Source organism: Paenibacillus residui (assembly GCF_042677205.1).
In the GTDB taxonomy this organism is placed as follows: Bacteria; Bacillota; Bacilli; order Paenibacillales; family NBRC-103111; genus Paenibacillus_L; species Paenibacillus_L residui.
Map to the genome: position 1 here is coordinate 25,259 of NZ_JBHTIU010000010.1, position 22,253 is coordinate 47,511.

At 48.9% G+C, this 22,253-nt stretch carries 23 protein-coding genes and 1 pseudogene; 9 read left to right on the forward strand and 15 right to left on the reverse strand.

Annotated features, from left to right (window positions below; translation table 11 throughout):
- The first annotated feature begins 149 nt into the window (after window positions 1-149).
- Window positions 150-617: a C40 family peptidase gene (locus ACFQ03_RS03380; protein WP_144939693.1), complete on the forward strand. Its 468-nt coding sequence runs from the start codon at window positions 150-152 to the stop codon at window positions 615-617.
- A gap of 105 nt (window positions 618-722) precedes the next feature.
- On the opposite strand, the gene ACFQ03_RS03385 is transcribed toward ACFQ03_RS03380, so the two are convergent.
- From ACFQ03_RS03385 to ACFQ03_RS03395, 3 genes are all read right to left on the reverse strand, one after another.
- A complete protein-coding gene (locus tag ACFQ03_RS03385; protein WP_379286056.1) occupies window positions 723-1,466 on the reverse strand; it encodes a WecB/TagA/CpsF family glycosyltransferase in 744 nt (247 codons plus the stop codon).
- Window positions 1,467-1,578: 112 nt separating this feature from the next.
- On the reverse strand, window positions 1,579-2,136 hold the full coding sequence (locus ACFQ03_RS03390) for an NUDIX hydrolase (protein WP_260982163.1): 558 nt from the start codon (window positions 2,134-2,136) through the stop codon (window positions 1,579-1,581).
- 106 nt (window positions 2,137-2,242) lie between these two features.
- Window positions 2,243-3,133: a LysR family transcriptional regulator gene (locus ACFQ03_RS03395; RefSeq protein WP_144939689.1), complete on the reverse strand. Its 891-nt coding sequence runs from the start codon at window positions 3,131-3,133 to the stop codon at window positions 2,243-2,245.
- Between the two features lie 109 nt (window positions 3,134-3,242).
- Between ACFQ03_RS03395 and ACFQ03_RS03400 the strand changes: the two genes are divergently transcribed.
- The gene (locus ACFQ03_RS03400) at window positions 3,243-3,689 is read left to right on the forward strand and encodes a CidA/LrgA family protein (protein ID WP_379286059.1); all 447 of its coding nucleotides are present in this window, start codon (window positions 3,243-3,245) and stop codon (window positions 3,687-3,689) included.
- Entirely contained in the window at window positions 3,607-4,302 is a 696-nt protein-coding gene (locus ACFQ03_RS03405; protein WP_379286061.1) for an LrgB family protein, read from the forward strand. Before ACFQ03_RS03400 ends, ACFQ03_RS03405 begins: the two co-directional genes overlap by 83 nt.
- 209 nt (window positions 4,303-4,511) lie before the next feature.
- On the opposite strand, the gene ACFQ03_RS03410 is transcribed toward ACFQ03_RS03405, so the two are convergent.
- Entirely contained in the window at window positions 4,512-5,066 is a 555-nt protein-coding gene (locus tag ACFQ03_RS03410; protein ID WP_379286063.1) for a sugar O-acetyltransferase, read from the reverse strand.
- Between the two features lie 646 nt (window positions 5,067-5,712).
- Between ACFQ03_RS03410 and ACFQ03_RS03415 the strand changes: the two are divergent.
- Window positions 5,713-6,500, forward strand: a pseudogene (locus tag ACFQ03_RS03415) (exodeoxyribonuclease III).
- 28 nt (window positions 6,501-6,528) lie between these two features.
- On the opposite strand, the gene ACFQ03_RS03420 reads toward ACFQ03_RS03415, so the two are convergent.
- Together ACFQ03_RS03420 and ACFQ03_RS03425 are read right to left on the reverse strand one after the other, a co-directional pair.
- Entirely contained in the window at window positions 6,529-6,957 is a 429-nt protein-coding gene (locus ACFQ03_RS03420; RefSeq protein WP_379286065.1) for a DUF6157 family protein, read from the reverse strand.
- 26 nt (window positions 6,958-6,983) lie between these two features.
- Entirely contained in the window at window positions 6,984-7,595 is a 612-nt protein-coding gene (locus ACFQ03_RS03425; protein ID WP_379286067.1) for a TetR/AcrR family transcriptional regulator, read from the reverse strand.
- Window positions 7,596-7,719: 124 nt separating this feature from the next.
- Between ACFQ03_RS03425 and ACFQ03_RS03430 the strand changes: the two genes are divergently transcribed.
- Window positions 7,720-8,916 (forward strand): MFS transporter, encoded by a 1,197-nt coding sequence (locus ACFQ03_RS03430; RefSeq protein ID WP_379286069.1) that lies wholly within the window; start codon window positions 7,720-7,722, stop codon window positions 8,914-8,916.
- A gap of 127 nt (window positions 8,917-9,043) precedes the next feature.
- The gene (locus ACFQ03_RS03435; RefSeq protein WP_379286071.1) at window positions 9,044-9,901 is read left to right on the forward strand and encodes an SMR family transporter; all 858 of its coding nucleotides are present in this window, start codon (window positions 9,044-9,046) and stop codon (window positions 9,899-9,901) included.
- A gap of 141 nt (window positions 9,902-10,042) precedes the next feature.
- Here ACFQ03_RS03435 and ACFQ03_RS03440 read toward each other — a convergent pair whose 3' ends face one another.
- The 5 genes from ACFQ03_RS03440 to ACFQ03_RS03460 form a co-directional block, all read right to left on the reverse strand.
- Window positions 10,043-10,855: a DeoR/GlpR family DNA-binding transcription regulator gene (locus ACFQ03_RS03440; RefSeq protein WP_379286073.1), complete on the reverse strand. Its 813-nt coding sequence runs from the start codon at window positions 10,853-10,855 to the stop codon at window positions 10,043-10,045.
- A 112-nt stretch (window positions 10,856-10,967) separates the two neighbouring features.
- Window positions 10,968-12,773: an ABC transporter ATP-binding protein gene (locus ACFQ03_RS03445; RefSeq protein ID WP_379286170.1), complete on the reverse strand. Its 1,806-nt coding sequence runs from the start codon at window positions 12,771-12,773 to the stop codon at window positions 10,968-10,970.
- Complete coding sequence (locus tag ACFQ03_RS03450; RefSeq protein WP_379286075.1) at window positions 12,773-13,579, reverse strand: MerR family transcriptional regulator; 807 nt, start codon at window positions 13,577-13,579, stop codon at window positions 12,773-12,775. The genes ACFQ03_RS03445 and ACFQ03_RS03450 overlap by 1 nt, the downstream gene beginning before the upstream one ends.
- 96 nt (window positions 13,580-13,675) lie before the next feature.
- Complete coding sequence (locus ACFQ03_RS03455; RefSeq protein ID WP_144939668.1) at window positions 13,676-13,906, reverse strand: sulfurtransferase TusA family protein; 231 nt, start codon at window positions 13,904-13,906, stop codon at window positions 13,676-13,678.
- Between the two features lie 32 nt (window positions 13,907-13,938).
- Window positions 13,939-15,012: a YeeE/YedE family protein gene (locus ACFQ03_RS03460; RefSeq protein ID WP_144939666.1), complete on the reverse strand. Its 1,074-nt coding sequence runs from the start codon at window positions 15,010-15,012 to the stop codon at window positions 13,939-13,941.
- Window positions 15,013-15,281: 269 nt separating this feature from the next.
- Between ACFQ03_RS03460 and ACFQ03_RS03465 the strand changes: the two genes are divergently transcribed.
- On the forward strand, window positions 15,282-15,749 hold the full coding sequence (locus ACFQ03_RS03465; RefSeq protein WP_144939664.1) for a GNAT family N-acetyltransferase: 468 nt from the start codon (window positions 15,282-15,284) through the stop codon (window positions 15,747-15,749).
- A 22-nt stretch (window positions 15,750-15,771) separates the two neighbouring features.
- Here ACFQ03_RS03465 and ACFQ03_RS03470 read toward each other — a convergent pair whose 3' ends face one another.
- Window positions 15,772-16,239, reverse strand: a complete 468-nt coding sequence (locus tag ACFQ03_RS03470; RefSeq protein WP_144939662.1) for a DUF3995 domain-containing protein — start codon at window positions 16,237-16,239, stop codon at window positions 15,772-15,774.
- Window positions 16,240-16,490: 251 nt separating this feature from the next.
- Here ACFQ03_RS03470 and ACFQ03_RS03475 point away from each other — a divergent pair, with 251 nt between their 5' ends.
- Window positions 16,491-18,110 (forward strand): WG repeat-containing protein, encoded by a 1,620-nt coding sequence (locus tag ACFQ03_RS03475; RefSeq protein WP_379286079.1) that lies wholly within the window; start codon window positions 16,491-16,493, stop codon window positions 18,108-18,110.
- A gap of 291 nt (window positions 18,111-18,401) precedes the next feature.
- Here the strand turns inward: ACFQ03_RS03475 and ACFQ03_RS03480 are convergent, their stop codons facing one another.
- The 3 genes from ACFQ03_RS03480 to ACFQ03_RS03490 form a co-directional block, all read right to left on the reverse strand.
- Window positions 18,402-19,778, reverse strand: coding sequence for a serine hydrolase (locus tag ACFQ03_RS03480; protein WP_379286081.1), 1,377 nt, complete (start codon window positions 19,776-19,778; stop codon window positions 18,402-18,404).
- A gap of 110 nt (window positions 19,779-19,888) precedes the next feature.
- Complete coding sequence (locus ACFQ03_RS03485; RefSeq protein ID WP_144939656.1) at window positions 19,889-20,365, reverse strand: MarR family winged helix-turn-helix transcriptional regulator; 477 nt, start codon at window positions 20,363-20,365, stop codon at window positions 19,889-19,891.
- A gap of 78 nt (window positions 20,366-20,443) precedes the next feature.
- Window positions 20,444-20,914, reverse strand: a complete 471-nt coding sequence (locus ACFQ03_RS03490; RefSeq protein ID WP_144939654.1) for a GNAT family N-acetyltransferase — start codon at window positions 20,912-20,914, stop codon at window positions 20,444-20,446.
- Window positions 20,915-21,178: 264 nt separating this feature from the next.
- On the opposite strand from ACFQ03_RS03490, the gene ACFQ03_RS03495 reads away from it, so the two are divergent.
- On the forward strand, window positions 21,179-22,084 hold the full coding sequence (locus ACFQ03_RS03495; RefSeq protein ID WP_379286084.1) for a phosphotransferase: 906 nt from the start codon (window positions 21,179-21,181) through the stop codon (window positions 22,082-22,084).
- Window positions 22,085-22,253: the final 169 nt, after the last annotated feature.

The window sequence follows — 22,253 nt, forward strand, 5'->3', positions numbered from 1 at the left end:
GAAGGATTTTCTATATCGATGGAGAATGTGTATTACTATTGCAAAATTGTAACAAATGCTACAAAATGTCCGACTTTCTTCCAGGCCAGTCGGCTTCCCGAGCGGAAGCCGGTCGGAAATCGGGCATAAGTGGAAGGAGACATCAGGTTTTGAGGAAAGTTGTCGTCGGTTTATTCAGCTTCGTACTATTGTTCAGCTTCATGTTGGGAAGCGCTTCCGCCGAGACTCCGCTAAGCGCAGAGGTTGACGCCCTTATCGGAACCCCTTACAAATGGGCCGGTACCACGGAAGAAGGCTTCGATTGCTCCGGGTTTACCCAGTATCTGTTCGCCAAATTCGACATCAAGCTGTCCCGCAGCTCTAAGAGTCAGGCTAAAGAGGGTACCGAGGTAGACAAGGCGGACCTAAAAGTTGGTGATTTAGTATTCTTCAACACCGACGGCAAAGGAATCTCCCATGTCGGCGTTTATATGGGAGATGGAGAATTTGCTCATTCCGCGACCGATGACGGAGTGATGATCAGCCGTATGGATGAGAAGTATTATGCCAAACGGTACGTCACTGCCCGCAGAATTCTCGGGGATGACGATTATAAGAAATTGACTGCCGAGCAATAACGGTCCATTACAATGGATCATCCCCTCCGAAGGGGAGAGCAGCAATATAAAGCCCAGCGCGGCCGGACAAGCTCCGGAGCACTGGGCTTTATTCTTTAATTTTGTTTATCGATTCCGGGTAAGATAGGCCTTGATCGCAAATTTCGGCAGCACAAGCTGTCTTCTCCAACGGGAGGGCTGGCGTATTAACCGATACAGCCATTCCAGATTGAGACGTTTCCAAATTTCCGGCGCGCCCTTCACTTTGCCGGCAATGACATCCAGGCTCCCGCCTACTCCGATGGCCAGCTTGGCCCCCAGCCGGTCCTTGTAGCGGTAAATCCATTTCTCCGCACGCGGCACCCCTAGAGCGACTATAAGAAGATCCGGCTTCCGCTCCTTAATTTCGGAGACAAGCTGCCCTTCCTCCTCTTCGGAAAAAAATCCGTTATGGCGCCCGGCGATTCTGACACCCGGATACCGCTGCCGGATCGTCTCCACAGCCGTCCGGTTAGTGTCCTCATCCGTCCCCAGAAAATAGAAGGACCAACCCTTCCGGTCACCGGCCTCCAAAAGCCGCAGCAGCAAGTCGTAACCCGTCACTCTCTCCGGGACGGGATTTCCCCTCCACTTGGCCGCCATAACAATCCCGATGCCATCGGGGGTAACCAGTCCGGCCTCGTGAATAATCGTCTGCAGCTCATGATCCTGCTGCTGCTGCATCACCATCTCCGGATTGGCTGTTATGACCTGGAACAAATCTCCCCCGTCGGCTTCCAACCGTTCCGACAGCAATTGTACGGTTTGCTCCATTGTAATTTTAGCAAAGGGAACACCCATAATATTGACTTTATCTATTGTTCTTCTCATCCTGTATTCTCTCCTAAACGATAGCTCTTCAGCGGAAGCACCGCCTAATCATTGATCCGCTCATGAAGATACTGCTCTAAGAACTGGGCATTCCTTCGGTCAAGTATTTGGGCTACTCTCTTGATGAGGCAGTCCATTGAGCAATTAACGGCACTGCGGAATAATCAATTAAATTTCCGTCCTTGAAGGTACAGCAATACTCATAAGCAGAAGGGCCATCCTCTAACAGTTGGGGCAAATAATACCGCGCATGCTGCGGAATGCCGTTATTTTGCGGATCCAGCACCCACCCGATCGGCTTCCAATCCAGGATGCCTTCGTCCGTCTCGCGGGGAGTTATGTATGCTTGGGGATCCAAATGTCCGGGAAAGTCCGCCAGGAAAGCATACATTCCTCCGCTGGTCCCTCCCAGTGTCGTCCAAGTGACCTTGCCCCTGTCCCTGACGTGGTCCAGATGAATTCCCGTTTCCTCCAACACTTCCCTAAGCACACTATCCGCAGGACTTTCCCCGGCCTCGATCTTGCCGCCCACTCCATGCCACAGTCCCATGACCGGAGGGGATTTACGGTTCAACAGCAGCAGACTGTCGTTATGACGTATATAACAAATAGTATATTTGAGCAGCAATGGATCCACCCCGTCCGCAGCGATTTCATTTTCCAATTTCATTTTCTATAGTCTAACATGTCCGCGATTACATGGCTATCCGAAATGCCGCACTTCCTCTGACGTCCGCAAGCTGCCCATCATTGTTTCAATAAATCATTTCGGTCAATCATCCTCGTTTAGGCAGCAATTCCCGGGTGAACCGGATCCATTCTCTCGCCGCAAAAGATAAATATTTGTTTTTCCTCCAAATCAATCCCAAATTCCATGGAATCGCAGGCTCAACCAGCGGGACGACCGCTATCCGCTTCGGATCCAGACCTTGGCAGATCGTTCGCGGAAGCAGCGAAATACCCAGTTTCGCCGCAACCATCTCGCTAATGAAATCCCATTGTGAGCTTTCATAAAGAACATTAGGCCGATAGCCCGCACGGATACATTCATCTGGGATTCTATAGTGCAGGGCGAAATCTTCGCTTAGCAGGATGAACGACTCCTCCTTCAACTCCGCTAACCGGATGAAGGGCTTTGTCGCTAAAGGATGATCTGCCGGCAGAAGGACCATTAACTCCTCCCGAACAATTTCGAAATACTCGAACTCCTCCTCTCTCGCGGGAAGCAAAATGACTCCGATATCCAGCTCCCCGTTTTCTACGGCATTTTCCACTTTCTTGGCCCCCACTTCGATAATCTTGATCGCTATCCCCGGGTAGGTTACGCGAAATTGACCCATGACCTCGGGGAAGAAATGCGAGCCGATCATCGGCGGCAAACCGATTCGAAGCAGTCCCTTACGAATTTCCATAACATCATTCAATTCAGTGGAGAGGTTATGGAAGGCCTCCAGCACCCGTTTGGCCTGTGATAGCACGACCTGTCCCGCATCCGTCAGCTCCATCTGCTTGGTGGAGCGGTCGAGCAGCGTAACCCCCAGCTCCTCTTCCATCAGCTTCACCATCTTGCTCAGCGTTGGCTGTGTAATATGCAATGTCTCCGATGCTTTGGTGAAGCTTAATTGCTCCGCGACTTCGACAAAATAACCAAGCTGTCGAATATCCATTGGCCAGGCTTCCTTTCTATATATAGATATTATGAATAAATAACATTCCATATATGTATTTTACCTATACATTTTCCCCATGTACACTGAAATTAAAGGAGAGAACGGGATGAAGATATTATTTAAGACTATTGCTCAAATTGGGCTTCTGCTGCTGTTTGCTTCGGCGGGAAACTGGATTGCGGCCTTTCTTCACCTGCCGGTTTCGGGGAGTATCATCGGTATCGCCCTTGTTTTTATCCTCCTGCGCATCAAGGTGATTCGACTCGATTGGGTGGAGTCGGGCGCTAACTGGCTCATCCGTCATCTGCTGCTGTTTTTTATTCCGGCTGCGGTAGGAATTGTTCAATATACGGATGTTATGGCCCGCGACGGATCCCGCTTCCTGCTTGTCATTCTGTTCGGCACGGCCGCCGTAATGACTTGTACCGGCTTGATGGCGGATTACATTTATCGGAAAAGGAGACATCAACATGATAGTGACATCAGCGGCCATGCTGCTGCTAACCCTTCTAATCTACCAAGGCGCCGTCCGTCTCTACGCCCGCCACAATAAAATTTGGCTCGCGCCAATCATCATTGTGCCCGTTGTGATCATTGCTTTTCTTGCACTCACTCCCGTCGGTTACGATCAATTCGAATCCGGAGGAAAATGGCTGTCAAGGATGCTCGAGCCGGCTACCGTTGCCCTGGCCATCCCCTTGTATAAATATTCATCGTTATTAAAAAAGTACGCTGCAGAAATAATCGGCAGCGTACTATTCGGTTCCTTGGTCGCCATATTCACCTCGGCTCTGCTGGCCGGATGGATGCATCTCGAGCCGAAATGGGTGAACAGCTTGCTGCCCCGCTCTGTCACGACCCCGATTGCGATGACCATCTCGCAGAGGCTTGGAGGAATCCCTCCGATCACTGCCGTATTTGTCATCCTGACCGGAATTGCCGGGATGATCATCGGCCCGCTCGTCATACGATACCTGCCCATTCGCAGCGGTATATCCAAAGGCTTGCTCCTTGGCGTAGGGGCACATGGTTCCGGAACGTCCAAAGCCTTCGAATTCGGACCGGTTGAGGGCGCTTTGGCCAGCCTGGCCATGATTATCACTGCGATGGTCACGATTGTTACGGCCCCGCTGCTGCTGCCGTTCCTCAAGCTCTGGACGGGATAATAGTTTACCCGCGAGCTCTAGAGAAACGAGACAGCGGGGAATAGAGCAATAGTTATTATCATTATTGAATATATTATTTATATCGATAACATTAAAACGAATATTTCCGGACATCGCCCTACCATTATATATTGAGAATAAGTATTCGCAGTAGTAGAAGTTAGGCAAATCGATAAGGAATTTGACCAGATCGATGCCGGGACCTCCAATCACATCAACATTTTAATAATTTTGGCCGGAACGCCGCCTACAACCGCATAATCGGGAACATCTTTAGTCACTACGGCTCCAGAAGCTACCACCACATTATTGCCGATAGTCACCCCCGGGTTAATAACGGCCCTTCCTCCTATCCATACGTTATTTCCAATTGTAACAGGCTTGCCGTATTCAATTCCCGTGCTTCGTTTCTCAGGTTCTAAAGGATGAGCAGCCGTATAAATATGGACGCCGGGTGCCATAAAACAATGGTCCCCTATTCGAATTTCACACACGTCCAAAAAAATACAGTCAAAATTAGCATAAAAATGATCGCCGACATGAATGTTATAACCATAATCACAACGGAATGGCGGCTCAACGTAGGGCTTGTTACCCGTGGAACCGAAAAGCTTCATTAATATATCCATCCGATTTTCCTGTTCCGTCTCTAGCGTCTCATTATATAATCGGATTAATTTTCTGGCACTCTCACGCTCCCTTGTTAATAGCGCATCTGAAGCGAAATACAGTTCCCCTCTTAACATTTTTTCTTTTTCCGTCATTCTCTTCCTATCCCTTTCCAGATAAATTCTGCCTCGGCTTACCTTCCGAGCTAATAAAACCATTTTTGCCCGGAACAGAAAGACTATACCCTTCTTTATTGAAATATGAATATGCATCAAAACAGCACGGCTTCGAGGATAATGATTGAAGAATGCTAACTTCAGCCACCGATACAGTATGTTGGTTGAGCGATGTTTAGAAGCGTTAGTGGGTGAACCGCACAACAAAAAACAACCGGGTCCGCGCACAATGGCTGTCTCCGGCTGTTTAACTAATATGAATTATTTATAGGGATACCGCTTCTTCATAGACACCTTAAACGTAAGGGATTAATCGCGAACTACCGAATGAAAGAATATCCGCTTTCCCAATATAATTCCCACAATTCCACCTCCGCCAGAGACTATCATGACAACATATTCGACCAAATCTGACTCAGGGTTTCCTAACGAAGATTCATCCAATCTATGGCTTTTTTGATATCACTAATGATAATATTATCGATGTTGTCGTCGATTTTAAGGTCTGCCCCTCGATTCGTTCAAAGAATACTCCCGGCTGCTCCGCTCCAAAATAGACGACGGGTTCTACGCTTCTATGTTACACTAGTAGCTGAAATCATAGAGATATGTAAGGAGTAAGAAAATGTTAAAACTGATATCCTGGAATGTTAACGGCCTCAGAGCCTGCATAAATAAAGGGTTCTACGACTACTTCAAAGCGGTGAATGCCGACATATTCTGTGTTCAAGAAACAAAGCTGCAGGAAGGACAAATTCAGGTGGAGCATGGTGAGGAATATACTTCTTACTGGAACTATGCACAAAAAAAGGGGTATTCCGGCACGGCCGTCTTCACAAAAATCAAACCGCTGTCCGTTCGCTACGGACTGGCGGAAGATGAGGAGCCGGAAGGGCGAATCATTACACTCGAGTACGATGCCTTCTTCCTGGTGAATGTTTATACGCCTAATGCCAAGCGCGATTTGTCCCGACTTTCGTATAGACTGGAGTGGGAAGACCGGTTTCGAAGTTATCTGCAGAAGTTAGATGCGGACAAGCCAGTTATTGTTTGTGGAGATTTGAATGTGGCCCATCAAGAGATCGACCTGAAGAATGCCAAGTCGAACCGCAACAATTCCAGCTTCACTCAGGAGGAGCGGGACAAAATGACGCAGCTTCTGGAATCGGGATTTATCGATACCTTCAGACACTTCTATCCCGATCGGACGGACGCTTATTCCTGTGGTCCTACATGCCCAAGGTAAAGGAGCGGAATATAGGGTGGCGAATTGATTATTTTCTCGCTTCTGCCAGACTTAGTCCTTGCTTGCTGGACGCACAAATTGATTCCGAGGTGACCGGCAGCGATCATTGCCCGGTTATTTTAACTATGAAAGAAATCGCCAAGCCCAACGAAGACTGTAACGTTTAAAGCGGGCAGCATAACGGCCTGGTCCGAATTATCGGGCCCGGCTGTTTCTCATGGCCGCGAGCAGCTTCACCTCGCCCTTCTCCCCATTGGCAAAATCCCGGTACAACTCAGACTCCATTGGAACTAGAGCCATTTTCCCCTCTTGATCGAAGTGAATGCCCCATCCGAATTTCTTGGGCAGCATAGAGGCTCGGAAACAGGGCTTCGGCTTCCGGTAAAATTCTTCCCTGATCTCAACTCCCCGTGCAGCCAACTCCTCTTGGGGAATCTCTTTATGCCGAATATGAACCTCGTAAAGAAGTTTTTCCTGGGTGTAGGTATAGGGATTTTCCGAAAGCAAAGCATACTCGATCCCGGCTTTCGTCTTCTTCTCTTTCCGGTCTGGAGGGACCATCCCCTTATCGGCCGGACAATCCGCCGAAACCGTAATGAACGTATTGTAATAGTTCCATTCCATCAAGCTTCCTCCTTAGCCAGTTCCCATTATGGTTCTTTAGTTAATTTTAACTGGACGCCCAATAGTTTAGCTATCATTTTTTCCATCGCTTTGGCCTTGCTCCTTAGCTCCGAATCCGTCCATTGAAAAATACCCTGATCAAATAAAAATAGCATACCGGTTAATATAAACTCCGCCGCCTCTAGTGGATCCTCGACTTGAAACTGCCCTTCCTCCGTTCCTTGCTGCAATATTTGGGCGATCATAGGGGCGAAGGCATGAATTTTAGCCACGATCAGCTTTTGGTGATGCAGGGCATTGTTTTCCTGGTGGAGGAAGTCGAGATACATTTTGTATTGCGATGGGCTATAAATCTCTTCCCCGAGCACTTTCGTCAGTTTATCCCGGGCCGTCATTCGGTTGTTATCTGCAATGCTTTCTATCTTTTCAGCCTGTGCGGACACGGATAACTGAATGATGGCAAAGACGATCTCCTCTTTCGATTTAAAATAATAATAAAAGGTGCCTTGCGCAACCCCGACTTTACGGACAATATCGCTGACGGCTGTCTGTGCGAAGCCCTTCTCACGAAACAACTGCATGGCCGCTTCCACAATTTCTTTGCGCCGCACTTCCGGATCTTTCGAGATTCGAGCCATTGGACCTCTCTCCTTGAGATGTAATAGTTTTATTATACCCCTTGACTGACTTCAGTCAAATAAAATATAATGCTCAATAATCGACTGACATCAGTCAATTATTACCGAAAGGAGTGGTTTCTCCATGATGTCCCGCAGAATCTTGATGCTCGCATCGATAAGCGCTTTTATCGCGGTATTTGCCCAGAATCTATATACGCCCATCTTGCCGCAAATCCAGCAGCAGCTTCAGACCTCTCATTATCTGGTTAATTTATCGGTTTCCCTGTATACGGTCGCTCTTGCCGTCATGCAGATCGTATATGGTCCGCTCGCCGATGCGAAAGGAAGAAGAACCGTCATTTTGCCGGCCATTGTCGTTTATACCGGTGCGTCATTCGGCTGCGCCTATGCCGGTTCCATTGAGATGCTGCTGCTCTGCCGTTTCTTTCAAGGAATCGGGGCGGCAGCCATTCCGGTAGTAGCGGCCGCTGTCATCGGAGATTTGTATGAGGGAAGAGAACGGGCAAGGGGGATGGCTACTTACCAGCTTTTTCTTACTCTGGCGCTGTCTATGGGACCTCTCGTTGGAGGTATGGTCGGAGGGTGGAGCGGCTATTCCGGTATCTTCCTTCTTGTAACTGTCATGGGGATCGCCATGCTGCTGGCCAATCTGTTTTGGCTTCCGGAGACCAAGCCTGCAGCAGGGACCGCCTCTCCCTTCCGTCTGTCTTCTCTTGTATTTATAGCCGTTAAGCACAGAAGCTCAGCCACGGTTCTTATTGGTTTCACTCAATACTTGGCTTTGTATGTGTTCATGGTCTTCTTGCCGCAAATAGCGGCACATCGTTACGGCTTGGGGCCGGAACAGACCGGAGGTTTATTTCTTCTGCTGTCTCTGCTGCCTGCTGTCAGTGTTAGGCTGGGAGTTAGGCTCCAATCCAGGATGGGAAATGAACGGAGCCTGCTATTCACAAATATGCTTAATGTGCTCTCCATTTTCTTGTTCGCCTTTACGGCGAATCTCTCTCTTCCGCTGCTCATTGCGGGGCTTTGTTTATTCGGCTTTACGATGGGATTGACGATGCCCGTCCCCGCCACACTGCTGACAGAATACTTCCCCAAAGACAGAGCAACCGCCGTCGGCGTGTATAACTTGGTCCGTTATATCGGAATGGCCGCAGGCCCCATTATTGGAGTGCCCCTTTATCTTGGAGGGAATGTGCCCCTATTGTTCGGAGCCATTGCCGCAATCTATGGAGTATCCGTATGGTTGGGAATGCTGATCATCCGTCGACGAACGTCTGCCCCAGGGGTCCGCAATCGGGAGCATGGACTTTGAAACAGGATTTTTACAATAAAACAATAGAAAACAACGAAAACCACATTTTATTGTTGATTTCTTGTTGCATCATCCCTTATGATGAAGTGGAAACCTATTTGATCCAATGAAATGAGATGATCCGTTCATGACCTCGCTTGCCATTCTTTTAGTTTTATGCTCCGGAATGGCTCATGCCGTCTGGAATCTTTTCACGAAGAAAAGCCTGGACAAAGCGGTATTCCTATGGTGCATCCACATCGTAGCGGCGGTGCTGTTCCTCCCGTATTTTATTTATGAGCTTATACATGTTCAACTTACGTGGCAGCTGCTGCTGTTCATTGCCTTATCCATGGGCTTTCAAGGCGCTTACTTTGTTCTTCTTTCCAAAGCCTATTCACATGGCGACATGTCGCAGGTATATCCGATCATGAGGGGAACGGGAGCGTTGCTGGTGCCGGTCATGAGTACCCTTCTCTATCACGAGTCCCTCTCGATTATAGGATGGATAGGTCTCGGCCCGATTATTGTCGGTTTATTTGCCATCAGCGGCCTGACCGGCCGACAGGCGAGCCAGAACAAAGCTTTGACCCCGGTGGCCGTTGGATTGGCTCTGTCAGTCGGACTGTGCATTACCGGCTACACTCTGACCGACAAACTGATCGTGGCACAGATGTCTCCGCTTGCGCTAATCGAAATTTCGAACATTGGTTATGTGCTGATGGGTACACGCTATGTATTGAAATCCGGGCAAATCCGCCAGGAATGGAGCCGGAATTGGCGCACCATTGTGCTGGGTTCCGTTCTCTCGCCGGGCTCTTATCTGCTCTTTCTGTTTGCCTTGCAATTGGCGCCGCTGGCGGCCATTGCCCCCATTCGCGAGGTCGGTACCGTGTTCGGCACTCTGCTCGGCATCCTTCTATTGAAGGAACAGCAGGGACTGCGCAGAATTGCCATGGCTTCGGTAATTACATTCGGGATCATATCCATTGCTTTGTGGGGATAAGTTGGATACGGCCCCTGTCGCAGCCCGGGCACTCGGGTTCCCGCCCTCCAAGGAATGGGAAGGACAGGTTCCCGCCGGACTGTTTGCCCCTTCGGAATAGCGGCCCGCTCCGCAAGAAGATACGCACAAGGTTAGAGTTATTTAATCGCCGGTATTCCCTGATTTTAAATCGGAGGCATCCAGCCAACGAAGCCCCGCCCCCGTTATGGCCTTCTCCCACTCCGAAGGCGGAGGGCTGTCACATATCATCGTATGCACCTCGGGCAAGCCGGCAATTCTGTAGCTTGCCCGAGTTCCCACTTTAGAGAAATCTGCCACAACGACCGCTTCTTTCGTTCGCCGAATAACCTTGGCAGCCAGTAACGACTTGCTGCTGTCATAACCGGTAAATCCGGCTTCAGGATCCATTCCGTCTATGGAAATGAATGCTTTCGTAAAATAAAAAGGCTCAAGCATGTGCTCGGTGAGGGAGCCGGCTGTTCTGGCGTGTCCGGAGTTAACCTCTCCCCCGATGAAAATTATTTTACCGTGAAATAACTGTTTATTCATATATTCCATCAGTTTCACGGCTGCCGGGAAGGAATTGGTAAACACCGTCAGTCCGCGAATATGCTGCAGATAAGGAATCATCTTCAGAGTGGTTGTGCCTTCGTCCAGAAAGATGGCATCGGCGGGATCAACCATTGCCGCCGCTTTTTGGCCTATTCGTTTTTTGGCCTCCACATTAACGGCTTCCCGGATTAGATGCGGAGCCTCTTCTCCTTTCTGGGCGATCTTGACCGCACCGCCGTACACCTTCTTCAGCTTGCCGGAGCCTTCCAATTCGTCAAGATCCCTGCGGATGGTCTCCGTAGATACTTTAAGCGTCTTGGCCAAATAGCCGGTTTCCACCTTGCCCTTCGATTCCAGCAATTGGAGTATCTTTGCCTTCCGTTCTTCCCCTTGCAGTGACACCTTCCCGCCCCCTTTTCTATTTGATTTTAACATACCATCCCATGGCAATTAGAACAATCCGCCTGATGATCTCCTTCAAATCGATTTCGCTCTAAAAAAAACAAACCGGATGCTATCCGGTTTGTTCCCATTGCTGGTGCACCAGCTTCCGATAAAATGGATGAGTCGCCAGCAGCTCTTCATGAGTGCCTTGTCCGGTGACCTCACCTTGTTCCAGCACCACGATCTTATCCGCATTGTATACGGTTGACAGACGGTGAGCGATCACTAATGTGGTCCGGCCTTTCATCAGTATTTGCAGCCCATCCTGAACCAGCCGTTCGGAGGCACTGTCCAGATGAGCCGTAGCCTCATCCAGCAGCAAAATTTCCGGGTCGCGCAGAATCGCCCGGGCAATGGCCAGGCGCTGGCGTTGACCACCCGACAGCTTAACCCCTCTTTCGCCAACCTCCGTGTCCAGCCCTTTCTCCAGGGAATGGATGAACTCCTTCAGATTGGCCTGTTCGATCGCCTCATTCATTTTCCCTTCGTCCACTTCCTCCAAGCCATAAGTCAAATTGTCACGAATGGTTCCGCCCATCATCGGACTTTCCTGTGATACATAGGCTAGCCGGTTTCGCCAATCCTTCAGGGTATAGGAAGAAAGCGGCCTCGTGCCATAATAAATTGTTCCCCCAGACGGCTCGTAAAATCTCTCCAGCAGCGAAAACAAGGTCGTCTTCCCGGTTCCGCTGGGCCCTACGAAAGCCGTCGTCTGCCCTGCTTCCACGGTTATGGACACATTGCGCAGAATGAGCCTATCCGGGGAATAACCGAAGCTGACCGAATCGAACCAAACCGGCTTCGACCTATCCGACACTTGAAGTGGTGCTGCATGAGTGGCAGGCGGATCATGCTCCTCCACCTGGTTGCTCTCTTCGGGCTCTTCCCGCATAATAGCCAGAATCCGTTCCGATGCGCCCATGGCTTTCTGGAATTGGGTGAAGAACGATGCCATTTGGGTAAAAGGAATGACAATCTGGAACATGTATAGAATGATGGCTACCAGTTGGCCGCCGTTCAATGTTCCGGCAGCTACCCGCACACCTCCGTAACCGATCAACAGGACAAGCAGCAGCATCATGATGCTCATCATCAAGGGCGATACCAAAGCCATGATTCTCGCTTCCTTCAAACCATAACGAAACAGATGGCCTATACGCTTCTGCCCCCGCTCCAGCTCTAGCGGTTCGGCCAATGACGATTTGACGAGACGGATTTCCGACAATACACGGCCGAGATCCCCTTGGAACAGTGCCGTTTCGTTCTGCATTCCTTGGGAAACCCCGAACATTTTCGCTCCTATCGGCCATAGAATGAGCAGTGCAGCCGGCACCGCCAGCAGCATCAGCACGGTGACTTTCCAATCAATCGTCAGCAGCAATATGACAGCCCCGATAATGGAGACGAGTCCGGACAAGAAGGAAATGACATGTGCCGTTATAAAATCTTTAATCACATTGGTGTCGTTCGTCATCCGGCTCATTGTCTCCCCCGAAGTATTGCGGTCGAAGAAGGGAACGGGCAAACCCAGCACTCTCTGCCATAAGTCGTCTCGCAGCTTGGCAATGACATACTGACCGATATAAGACATGGAAAAGATGGAAAATCCCGATAATGCAGCCTGCGCGATAAACACTCCTACCAATAAAGCGATGGTCATCCCCTGCAGATTTCCCGCCGACAACTGATTCACCATATCCATAGTGAACAGCGGAATGAGCAGATTCAGAATCGTCTCCCCCAAGCCCAGCAGAATCGTAATAATGATGATCCAGAGCGCCGGCCTGTACTTGCTCAACAAGGATAAGAAGTCTCCCCATTTAGGCATATCGACGGTCTCTTTCCCGGCGTCCTTCGGATGAGCGGTTGAGTTCATCATTCCTTGTCTCCCTCCTCCCTCGTATGGCTTTCAGTGTCTTCGAACATATTCCTTATTCGCGGATCATTCATATTTTCAAATACTTGCTGAAGGAAAATGTCCTCCTCTTGAGTAAAATCGGGAAATAAAATCGGGTCTACCGATTCTGTGCCTATATTCGTTAAAAACTCTTCCATCGGCTCTTCTCCGATATAAGAAAACATGACGGTTATCAATTCCTGCGCCTTGTCCTGAACGACCGGATCGTCAGGTTGTTTGCCTTCCTTGCCAAATTGTTTAAGCTCCGCATAAATAGCCATTAGCCTGCGCTCAAACTTCTTCCGCTCATCCGGCCGGCCTTCGAAAAATAGCGCATCTACCGTCGTATGGGAAAGACGCTGCTTGAGCCAATCCTTATGCCTATCCTCCATTTGAAAGGCATAAATCAACATCAGGATATCGTCTCTCTGAAAATATTCCGACTCTTCCATCATCTCCTGGACGCTGTTCAAGGTTTCGATAACCTTATCCAGATGCTCGCGCTTCTTAAGCAGCAATTGCTTCTGAAAAGCCAAAGACCGTTTCAAATCGAGCTCCGGCTTATTCAAATATTCCGCAATTTCTTCCAGGGTATAATCGAGATATTTTAAGGTGACGATCTTTTGCAAACGAACGATGTCTTTATCTGAATACAGGCGATGGCCCTGCGCATTGCGCCCGGACGGTTTAAGCAGCGTTTTTTTGTCATAAAAGCGCAAGGCGCGCTCCGTTACATGGGTTAGCCTCGCAAATTCGCCGATGGTATACCATTTCTGATCTGTCATCTTTACCACTCCCTTCACCAAAAAGTATAGCCCTTGACGTAAGGTCAAGGGCAAGCTTTTTTTCTGTATTTATTTGTAAACAACCGCCTTCTTTATTTACTTCTTCTTTCGAATCACAATTCTCCACTGGGCATCGTCCGTTTGCTCGAAAGAAGTCACTTCATGACCGTCCGTTGCCGCCCATCGAGGCAGTGATTCAGTCGCTTGCGTACAGTCGAAGTCGATGACCAACTCGGACCCTGCGGGGAGATCCTGCATGACTTTCTTCGCTTCCACCAATGGAAACGGGCATACCATCCCTACGACTTGCAAATGATGCTGACTCATTATGAATCATCCTTTCCTATTATATTATCCGGTTATGCCGGGACGGATTGTTGATATCCCTTGCCGGTTGAATTAGCTTTGCGTTGGCCGCGCACAATAACGATATAGGTGGCTGCCCATGTTCCCAGAATAATGAATAACGTGGCCACCCAACCCTGCCAGGAGAACAAGGAAGTATTCACCAAACCGTTGCCGATGGTGCAGCCTCCCGCCAAGCTGGCTCCAAACCCCATCAATAATCCGCCGAAAAAGTTGTTGCGAATCGTCTTGCGGTCGGGAAGCCGCCAACGAAATTCTCCGCTGCCTTTGGCCGCGATGAAAGAGCCTATACCGATGCCGAGTACCAGGAAAACTCCCCAATCCAGCAGCTTGGAATCGCCGGTCGTTAAGTAGCGCAAAATATTGCCGCTAGGAGTCGTAATGCCGAGCCCGAACATCCGCCCCGTCGCTTCACTCATCGGCCAAGCCAAAATGGCAATGATTCCGACAATAATCGCCGTTACGAACGGATGCCAGCGCTTCTCAAACAATATATGCGCTAGTCCCGTCTTCTTGGGCTTAAGCGAAGGGATTTTCACGGAAGGCCTGCTTAAATGTCTCCAAACTATAAAGCCGACAAGAAGAGTAAACAAAACAATAAGGACCCAGGGTGAAATGCCGAACGTGCCGTAAATCGTCCCCTCGGTTGTTTTATACTGAGTAATTTGATCGTTGACGGGCTTCAAAATTCCTGCCTTAGTAATTACCGTACCAAGCATATAAGTGAATAAAGCTACCCAACTGCCGATCAGCCCTTCTCCCGCACGGTACCAAGTACCGGTGGCGCAGCCTCCGGCGAGCACAATGCCGAATCCGAACAAAAGTCCTCCGATAATAGCCCCAAGCCATGTAAAGGATACATTACTGAGCTGAATCACGCCCAGCCCTGACAAGGCGAAGATCCCGATCGCTTGCACCGCAATGGCAATCAGCACGGCAATAAACATCCGGTTATCTTTAGTCAAATACATATCTCTATACGCACCAACCACGCAAAACCGTCCTCTTTGTAAGACAAAGCCGAGCAGCAGTCCGCAAAGAACGCCCAACCCAATTTTCGCCAGCATTCCGTTCACCCTTTCCCGATTTGTTATTCATTTCTAAAGTGGTATCGTTGGATGCTTTTTTATATACTTCAGAATATACTGCAATTATTCCAATTTTTCAACTAGGAATTATTAGCTTTATTTTATTACTGCAATGGGATAAAACGGTTATATTCCATTTAATCTCTTGTGAATCTTGGCTCCCTGGCAATATAAATAAATGGAGGGGAACGAAAGAGAATCTCTGAAGAAAAGCAGAGGATAGCCATAGCGAAGGAGGACAACGGTTAATGAAACCGAAAAATGATGAACGATTTTATTCCGGGGTGGAGCTCCGCCCTGTAGATCACGACAACTGGTACGACTGCACACAAATTCAAGTTACGGACGAGCAGCAGACGTTATTCCCCGTCCCCGCCGTCTATTGGCTGGCCGAGTCCGCCTACTGCGGATATAGTCCTCTCGCCATTTATTCAGGAACCGATCTGGTCGGTCTTGCGATTTACGCTATCGATCCGGAGGACGGGCAATACTGGATAATGGCCTTTGTAATCGACCGCCAATTCCAGGGCAAAGGTTTGGGAAGGGCAGGCTTAACGGAGCTGATTCGCTATATGAAGGAGAAGCATGCATGCGAATATATTATTCTAGGTCACAGGCCGGGGAATGATCGCGCTTCGGGCCTGTACGAATCGCTAGGTTTTGTGGAGATAGACCGGAGCGGAACTGAAATCATCCGGCGATTGAAGCTTACTTAATAAGCAGTTTCGGCCGGATGCTTCACCCCGCTCTTGCCGTCCGGCCGGCAACGAAATAAAACAGCCCGCCTATCATCCAGAACGGCTCCCAGAAGAAGAGGCGCCACCACGCCGAGTAAGAGTCGATTGTCGGCAAATTCAGAACTTGAGCCATCATGAGCAGCACTGCTACTAAGTTAAATAGCCCATAAAGGAAAAGAAGTATTCCGCCAACCATGGCTGTAATTCGAAACGCTGCTTGGACAAGCCCGTTGCTCCAGTTAATCTTCAATGCGAGTAATAAAAGTGCCCCGGCAACCTTGGCCACCCCCGTCAACCATACGACGAAAATGAAGCTATCGTCGCGCAAGACGGCTTGCCGCGAAATTTCCGGCCCTAGCGTATTAACCCCCAGCATGCCGCCACTCGCCCAATAAAAGCTCATCAAGGCGAACAGCAAAGACCAGACGACCCCGCAAGTGATCGGCCATCTCTTTCGTTGAACGGACATATCGATCTCCGCCTTTCATGGACCCTTATGATTGTCATACTGCGAAAATAAAAAAAAGAAGTTTTCCCTATTACCAAAGTCTATACTGACACAAATACTATCCAATTATGAAATAATAATCAATAACGAGGTGACCCCACCCATCGTACATAACGGCAGGGATTTCATGATAAGTATCGAACATAATAATCCAGCTATTAACAGCAATGAACTGCCTGAACAAATCCAATTGGAAGGAGTTTTTTGCCGCTATGCGCAGACATGTTTGTTCTAAGCTTATGTGCAGCATCATGGGTTGTGCAATCATCCTGCTGGGCATCGCAAATACTGGGTTCGCCCAATCCCCCGTATTTGTCATCCCTCCCCAATACGATGCGGCTTGGCCCTTTAGTGAGGGGCTGGCGCAGATTGAACAGGATGGTCAGCATGGGTTTATTGACACGACCGGTCAATTGGCCTTCCCTCTGCCCCACGAGTACACCGAAAACTACAATGACTATACATGGAATTTCAGTGAGGGCATGGCAAAAATTTTAAGGGCGGGAAAGTATGGATTTATCGATAATACAGGCAAAGATAGGATCCCTCCTCAATACGACGACAGTGCGGATTTCTTTAAAGAAGGACTGGCTGCGGTCAGCAAAGGCGGCAAATGGGGCTTTATTGATAAGAACGGACAAGAAGTCGTCAAGCTGCAGTATGACGAGGCAGGATCTTTTTATGAAGGTCGGGCCTGGGTTCGGAAGAATGGAAAAATGGGGTTCATTGACACGACAGGCAAAGAAGTCATTCCCATCCAATATGAGTCGGTGAGCCACTTTAGCGATGGCCTTGCATCCGTAACGAAAAATGGGCAGAGCTTTCTCATTGATCTTACTGGAACGGAGGTCCATTTGGGCAAGTCGTTCGACTATGTCATCGGTTTCGACGAAGGAATGGGAGTCGTCATCAAGGAAGAAAATTTCGACTTGAAATACGGATTCATTGATAAATCCGGCAATGTAGTCGTAGAGCCGCAATATGAACGGGTACTTGGCTTTAAAGAAGGAATAGCCAGAGTTCAACAGAACGGAGTCTGGGGCTTTATTGATAAAACCGGCAAGGAAATCGTCAAGCCCCAGTATCATAATGCAAGTGATTTTAGCGAAGGGTTGGCGCGAGTCAGCAAAAATATGAAGTACGGCTTTATTGATAAAACGGGGAATGAAGTGATCCCGCTTCAATATGAATTTGCTGGGGATTTCAACGATGGGTTGGCACCTGTTCAAAAAAGGTACAAATGGGGCTATATCGCCCATCCGGCCCCAGAATCCCGTTTGCCTTCCGGCTCGGACTCTCCCGATGACTGGGCGGCGGACGGGATATCGGTAGCAATTGAGGCCGGGCTTATTCCCCCTGCGCTGCAGAAGGACTATAGGAACAAGATCACGCGACAGGAATTTAGCACGCTAGTCATCCATTTCATCGAGGCTCAGACAGGTACCGGCATAGATCACTTCCTATTAGAAAAAAACGTTTCAATGCCCGAACCTCCCTTTACCGACACCGTGGATAAGGATGTTCTCGCCGCCTATACTCTTGGAATTGTGTCCGGCAAAGGAGCGGGCCGCTTCGATCCCGAAGGCAGCCTGACTCGGGAGGAAGCAGCCGTTATGCTAAGAAATACCGCCAACGTTTTGGATTTGGATACGGCAGCCCCTCCTGCAAGCTTCGCGGATAACGAACTCATCGCCGGTTGGGCTTACGATTCCGTTGCTTATGTGGTCTCCCGGGGCATTATGAACGGTGTCGGTAATAACGAATTTGATCCCAAGGGCTCCTACACGCGTCAGCAAGCCTATTTGACGATTTTACGTTTATTTGATCCGTGAACGAAGTCACATGAATAGATAAAGCCGAACTATATGCCGCCTATGTCGGTAAGAATAGTTCGGCTTTTGTAAAATTCCCGCCATTAGGACACCCAATATTTTACCCATTTCACCTACCTCCTCAATCCGACAGACGAAATGTACACAGAATTGCTGCGCCCCGTAGGCCTTTATCGTTAAAACTCCCCAAGTAATTATTCTTGAAGTTACCCGGCTGCACGGAAGCGGCAGCAGCGATTCAGTCTTGATGCCACTCTAAGGGAGGTTCTTTTTTTCAGAGCTTATCGCTTACTAATCCACCCGAACCGCTGACGTCTCCGTTCCCTCCTGCAGAATAACCAGCTTCTCCGCCTTACCCATCCCGTTCTGTATGCTAAATTTTACTTCTACCGGAACTGAGCGTACGAAGAACCTTGTTTCGGTAGCCGGGTAAAGCTCGAGCCGCACTTTGCCGGTGATCTGCAGGTACAGTCTGTCCCCTTCGGTCAGAACGACTGCGACGGTTTCCTCATGGACTCCTTCACCTTCGTCCAGCCGGTACGTGCCGATATAGCTTTCATATAGACCAGGGTTTATGACGGCAAGCTTCCTTTGGGCCGGACGCTGTGGAGCATCGTAAGGCAGTTCGAACAAAATTTGCTCGGCAGCGATAAGAAGAGCCTGGTCGAATTCCACATCCTGCTCCATATTGCTTAAATAAATCAGCGTCATATCGGCATCGATATATCGAATGAGGTTGGTGGCATATCCCGGCCACCCTCCGCTATGGCTCACCGCCCTGCCCTTCCCCTCTTTCTCTTCCAATATCCAGCCGAACCCGTAGCCGCATGTCTCGCCGTTATTCAAACTCGCCGGCGCAAATATCTGTTCCAGCGATTTCCGGCTCACAAATTGTCCGGCATGAAGTGCCTGATCGAATTTATACAAATCATGCAAATTTGAATTCACGGTTCCGTCCCCCTGGATGCCATCCAGAAACACTACGTAATTCGTTTCCGGCACAAGGTCCGGCAGCTCATAGCGGTCGGAATGCAGATCATAAATGTAGCCGAAAGCGTAATCGGGAATGACCTCGCCGCTATATCTTCGATTATAAATTCTCGTATTCTTCATGCCTAACGGACTGAATACATGCTCGCTCATAAAATCGGCAAACCGCTGCCCTGTTATCCGCTCGATAAGAATAGCGAGCAGCACATAGCCCGTATTACTGTATAGCCAGCTTTCATTCGGCTCGAAATAAACCGGTGGGCGATGCCGCACCAGCAGATTCAGGACATCCGCATTGGTCGCGATGTTCGAACGGTCCCAATGCTCGAAAAACAAGTCCATATAATCCGGCAGTCCGGACGTATGGCAGAGCAGATGGCGAACGGTGATCCCTTGGTAAGGAAGCTCCGGCAGCCACCGCTCAATCGGCTCGTCATAGGCGAGCATGCCCTTCTCCTCAAGCACAACGATACCCAAAGCTGTGAAAGGCTTCGACAGTGAAGCCAGCTCGAATACGGTGTTTGTCTGCAACCGGCGGCTCGTGGATAGATCAGCCTGTCCGAAAGCAGCTTGATAAATGATTTCTCCATGCTCGGCAGCCAGAATAACTCCGTTCACCTCACCTTTTTCCGCCAAACCTCCGAATAATTGCTCCAATCTTTGTCGTTTCATACTCATAGCTTCTCTTCCTTTCTTATATTATATATGCTTAATTATTAAGAAAACTTAATAATTCGACACAGGGAATCTTGCTTCTCCCTGCATAACCTTTTCCCCGTAGCCGGCCATTATTTGTCCCTCAGGGTCCCGGCTTCGTCAAGCTCCTTCTCCACGATCGCTTTGAGCTTGAGAACGATATTTTTCATCGTGACGACTTCTTCATAGTCCAATTGAGAATAAAAGCGCTCAATGATGGAAAGCTCCATCTGTTCCTCCTTGGCAAAATGCTCGATTCCCCGTTCATCCAGCCGAACCAGAATCTCTCTGCGATTAAGCGGATTGATCTCCCGGCGCACATACTTCGCCCTCTCCAGCTTGCTGATGATTTGACTGACCGCACTGGAGGTTACCTTCATCCGTTCCGCCAGTTCGCTGACCGTCAATTGCCCGTGCTTGTGAACGAACTCCAGCAGGATGGTTTGCTTGGCCGTAATATCGCTATTGAACAGCGACTCATAGGCCTGAACCAGCATTATATTAATCGCGTAATCCGCTTCGTTCATATCTTTGACTACGCGGATAAGATCCGGACTTACTTTCTTCATTCGAATATATTCGCACCCTTCATAATTTAGATACCTTAATTATTATAGTCATTAACGGATCACTCTGCAAGTCCCGCATTATCTTAGGACTAACCTGAACCTTTGACGCGATCCGCCTTCCGGCCCGTTGGAAACCTTCTCCTCCGGAATAAATCCATGCTGGATATAAAGATTTCTGGCAGGAAGCCCGTCTGCTATATCATTGCCAAAGGTGGTAACCGTCACTTCCGCCGGACGCTGCACAAGGGACAGAACATGCTTGATTAATGCCGTAGCAACACCTTTTTGCCTCGATCTGGACGCAACGGCCAGCCAACCGATCTTATAGACAGGAGCAGATGACGAAGAGAAAAGAAGTCCTCCCATAAGGCGGGACCCCGGCAGGCCGTCATTTTCACGAATGCAGAAGGCGCTCCCCCTGCTAATATTTTTCTGCAGTGCCAGCAAGAACTTCGGATCATCCACCATTGGACCGAAGAGATATTCCACCTCCGAAGCCAGATTCAACCAAGGAGTTATATCTTCTTCTACTGCACGCTGTACGACCACGGCCCTCTCCTCCTCTCCCAAACATTAATCTTCAGCGTTAAGTTGTAACCTTATAGAAGAAACTAGAAACCCACCCTAAGGCTTGGAACCGAAGGTGGGTTTTGCAGCATTGATTCTATCTCATGACATAAATAGGAGTCCCGATTTTTTTCAAGACCCTATACAACATCATAGCAAAAGGAAAAATATCAGTCTATAATTTCTTGGTTAATTATGTAAAAATTTTCTCTATAAATATGACTATGCAGCGGGAGGAAGAAATAGATGGTTCCAGAATGCTTTTCAGCTTATCGCCGGATAATGCCACGCTTGGAAGAAGTAGCGGAATGGACCTTATTAAGGAAATGGGCGCTTTCCGAAGTGTATAGGGCGACATGGAAATCGGGTCAAACCAGTATTATTAAATGGGCCGCGCAAGAAATGGCGAGAGAATCCGCTATCTATCGACAATTGGTCATTCCAATGCAAATAAAAGCGCCTTGCATTTTCAACCTTCTCGAATTGGAAACCGATGCCGTTATGATTATGGAGGACGTTGGCCGGCAAAATTTGGAGCAGCAGCCCCTCCCCTATTATTTTCTCGAAGCGGCAAGGGAATTGGCCAGACTGCGAAAAGTGGCATCGGCTAATTTGGGGGCGCAAATCCCAAGTGAAACGATTAGCTCGTATACAGTATCCGCTGCAAATTTTATAACCCTACTGGACGATCTGCTGGAGTCGCCCCGGCTTTCCAAATCCTGCGTTCTATCAAGACTGCGGAAAACGTTGCCCTCCCATCTGGAGAAGCTGTACCGAACCCTTCCTCTTACACTCGTCCATCATGATTATCATGCTAAAAATCTAATGATTCAAGGGAATGGTATACTACCGATTGACTGGTCCCTTGCTTATTTAAGCCCACATCTGGGTGACCTGCATTGTTTGATAAATGAGACAAAGGCTTGGAGCAGCGTTTCGCAGGATGATGTTCTTTCCGCCTTTTTGCAAGAAGCTGGCACGGAGTTATCCATGGAACAGCTGAACTGGCAGGTCAAAATCGGCGGTTTGTGCTGGCTGATTAAAACTCTAAGATGGCTGGTTTACGGAGGCACAGTGACCATACCGGATTCGGATGCCTGGATACCTGATTTGATGAATGATTTAGAGGACCTTATGAAAGATTTAGTTTAAGGATGCAAAAAACCCACCCCAAGGTTGTTCCGCCGAAGGTGGGTTTTTGATCCTTTGCAACTTGAAGGGACACCCCATCCAAGCCAGTTGTATAGGCCGAGTGTTACCAGCACCCGGTCTTTCTAACGATATTTTAGTATATGCAATGCGGTTTGAACAAGTGACCATC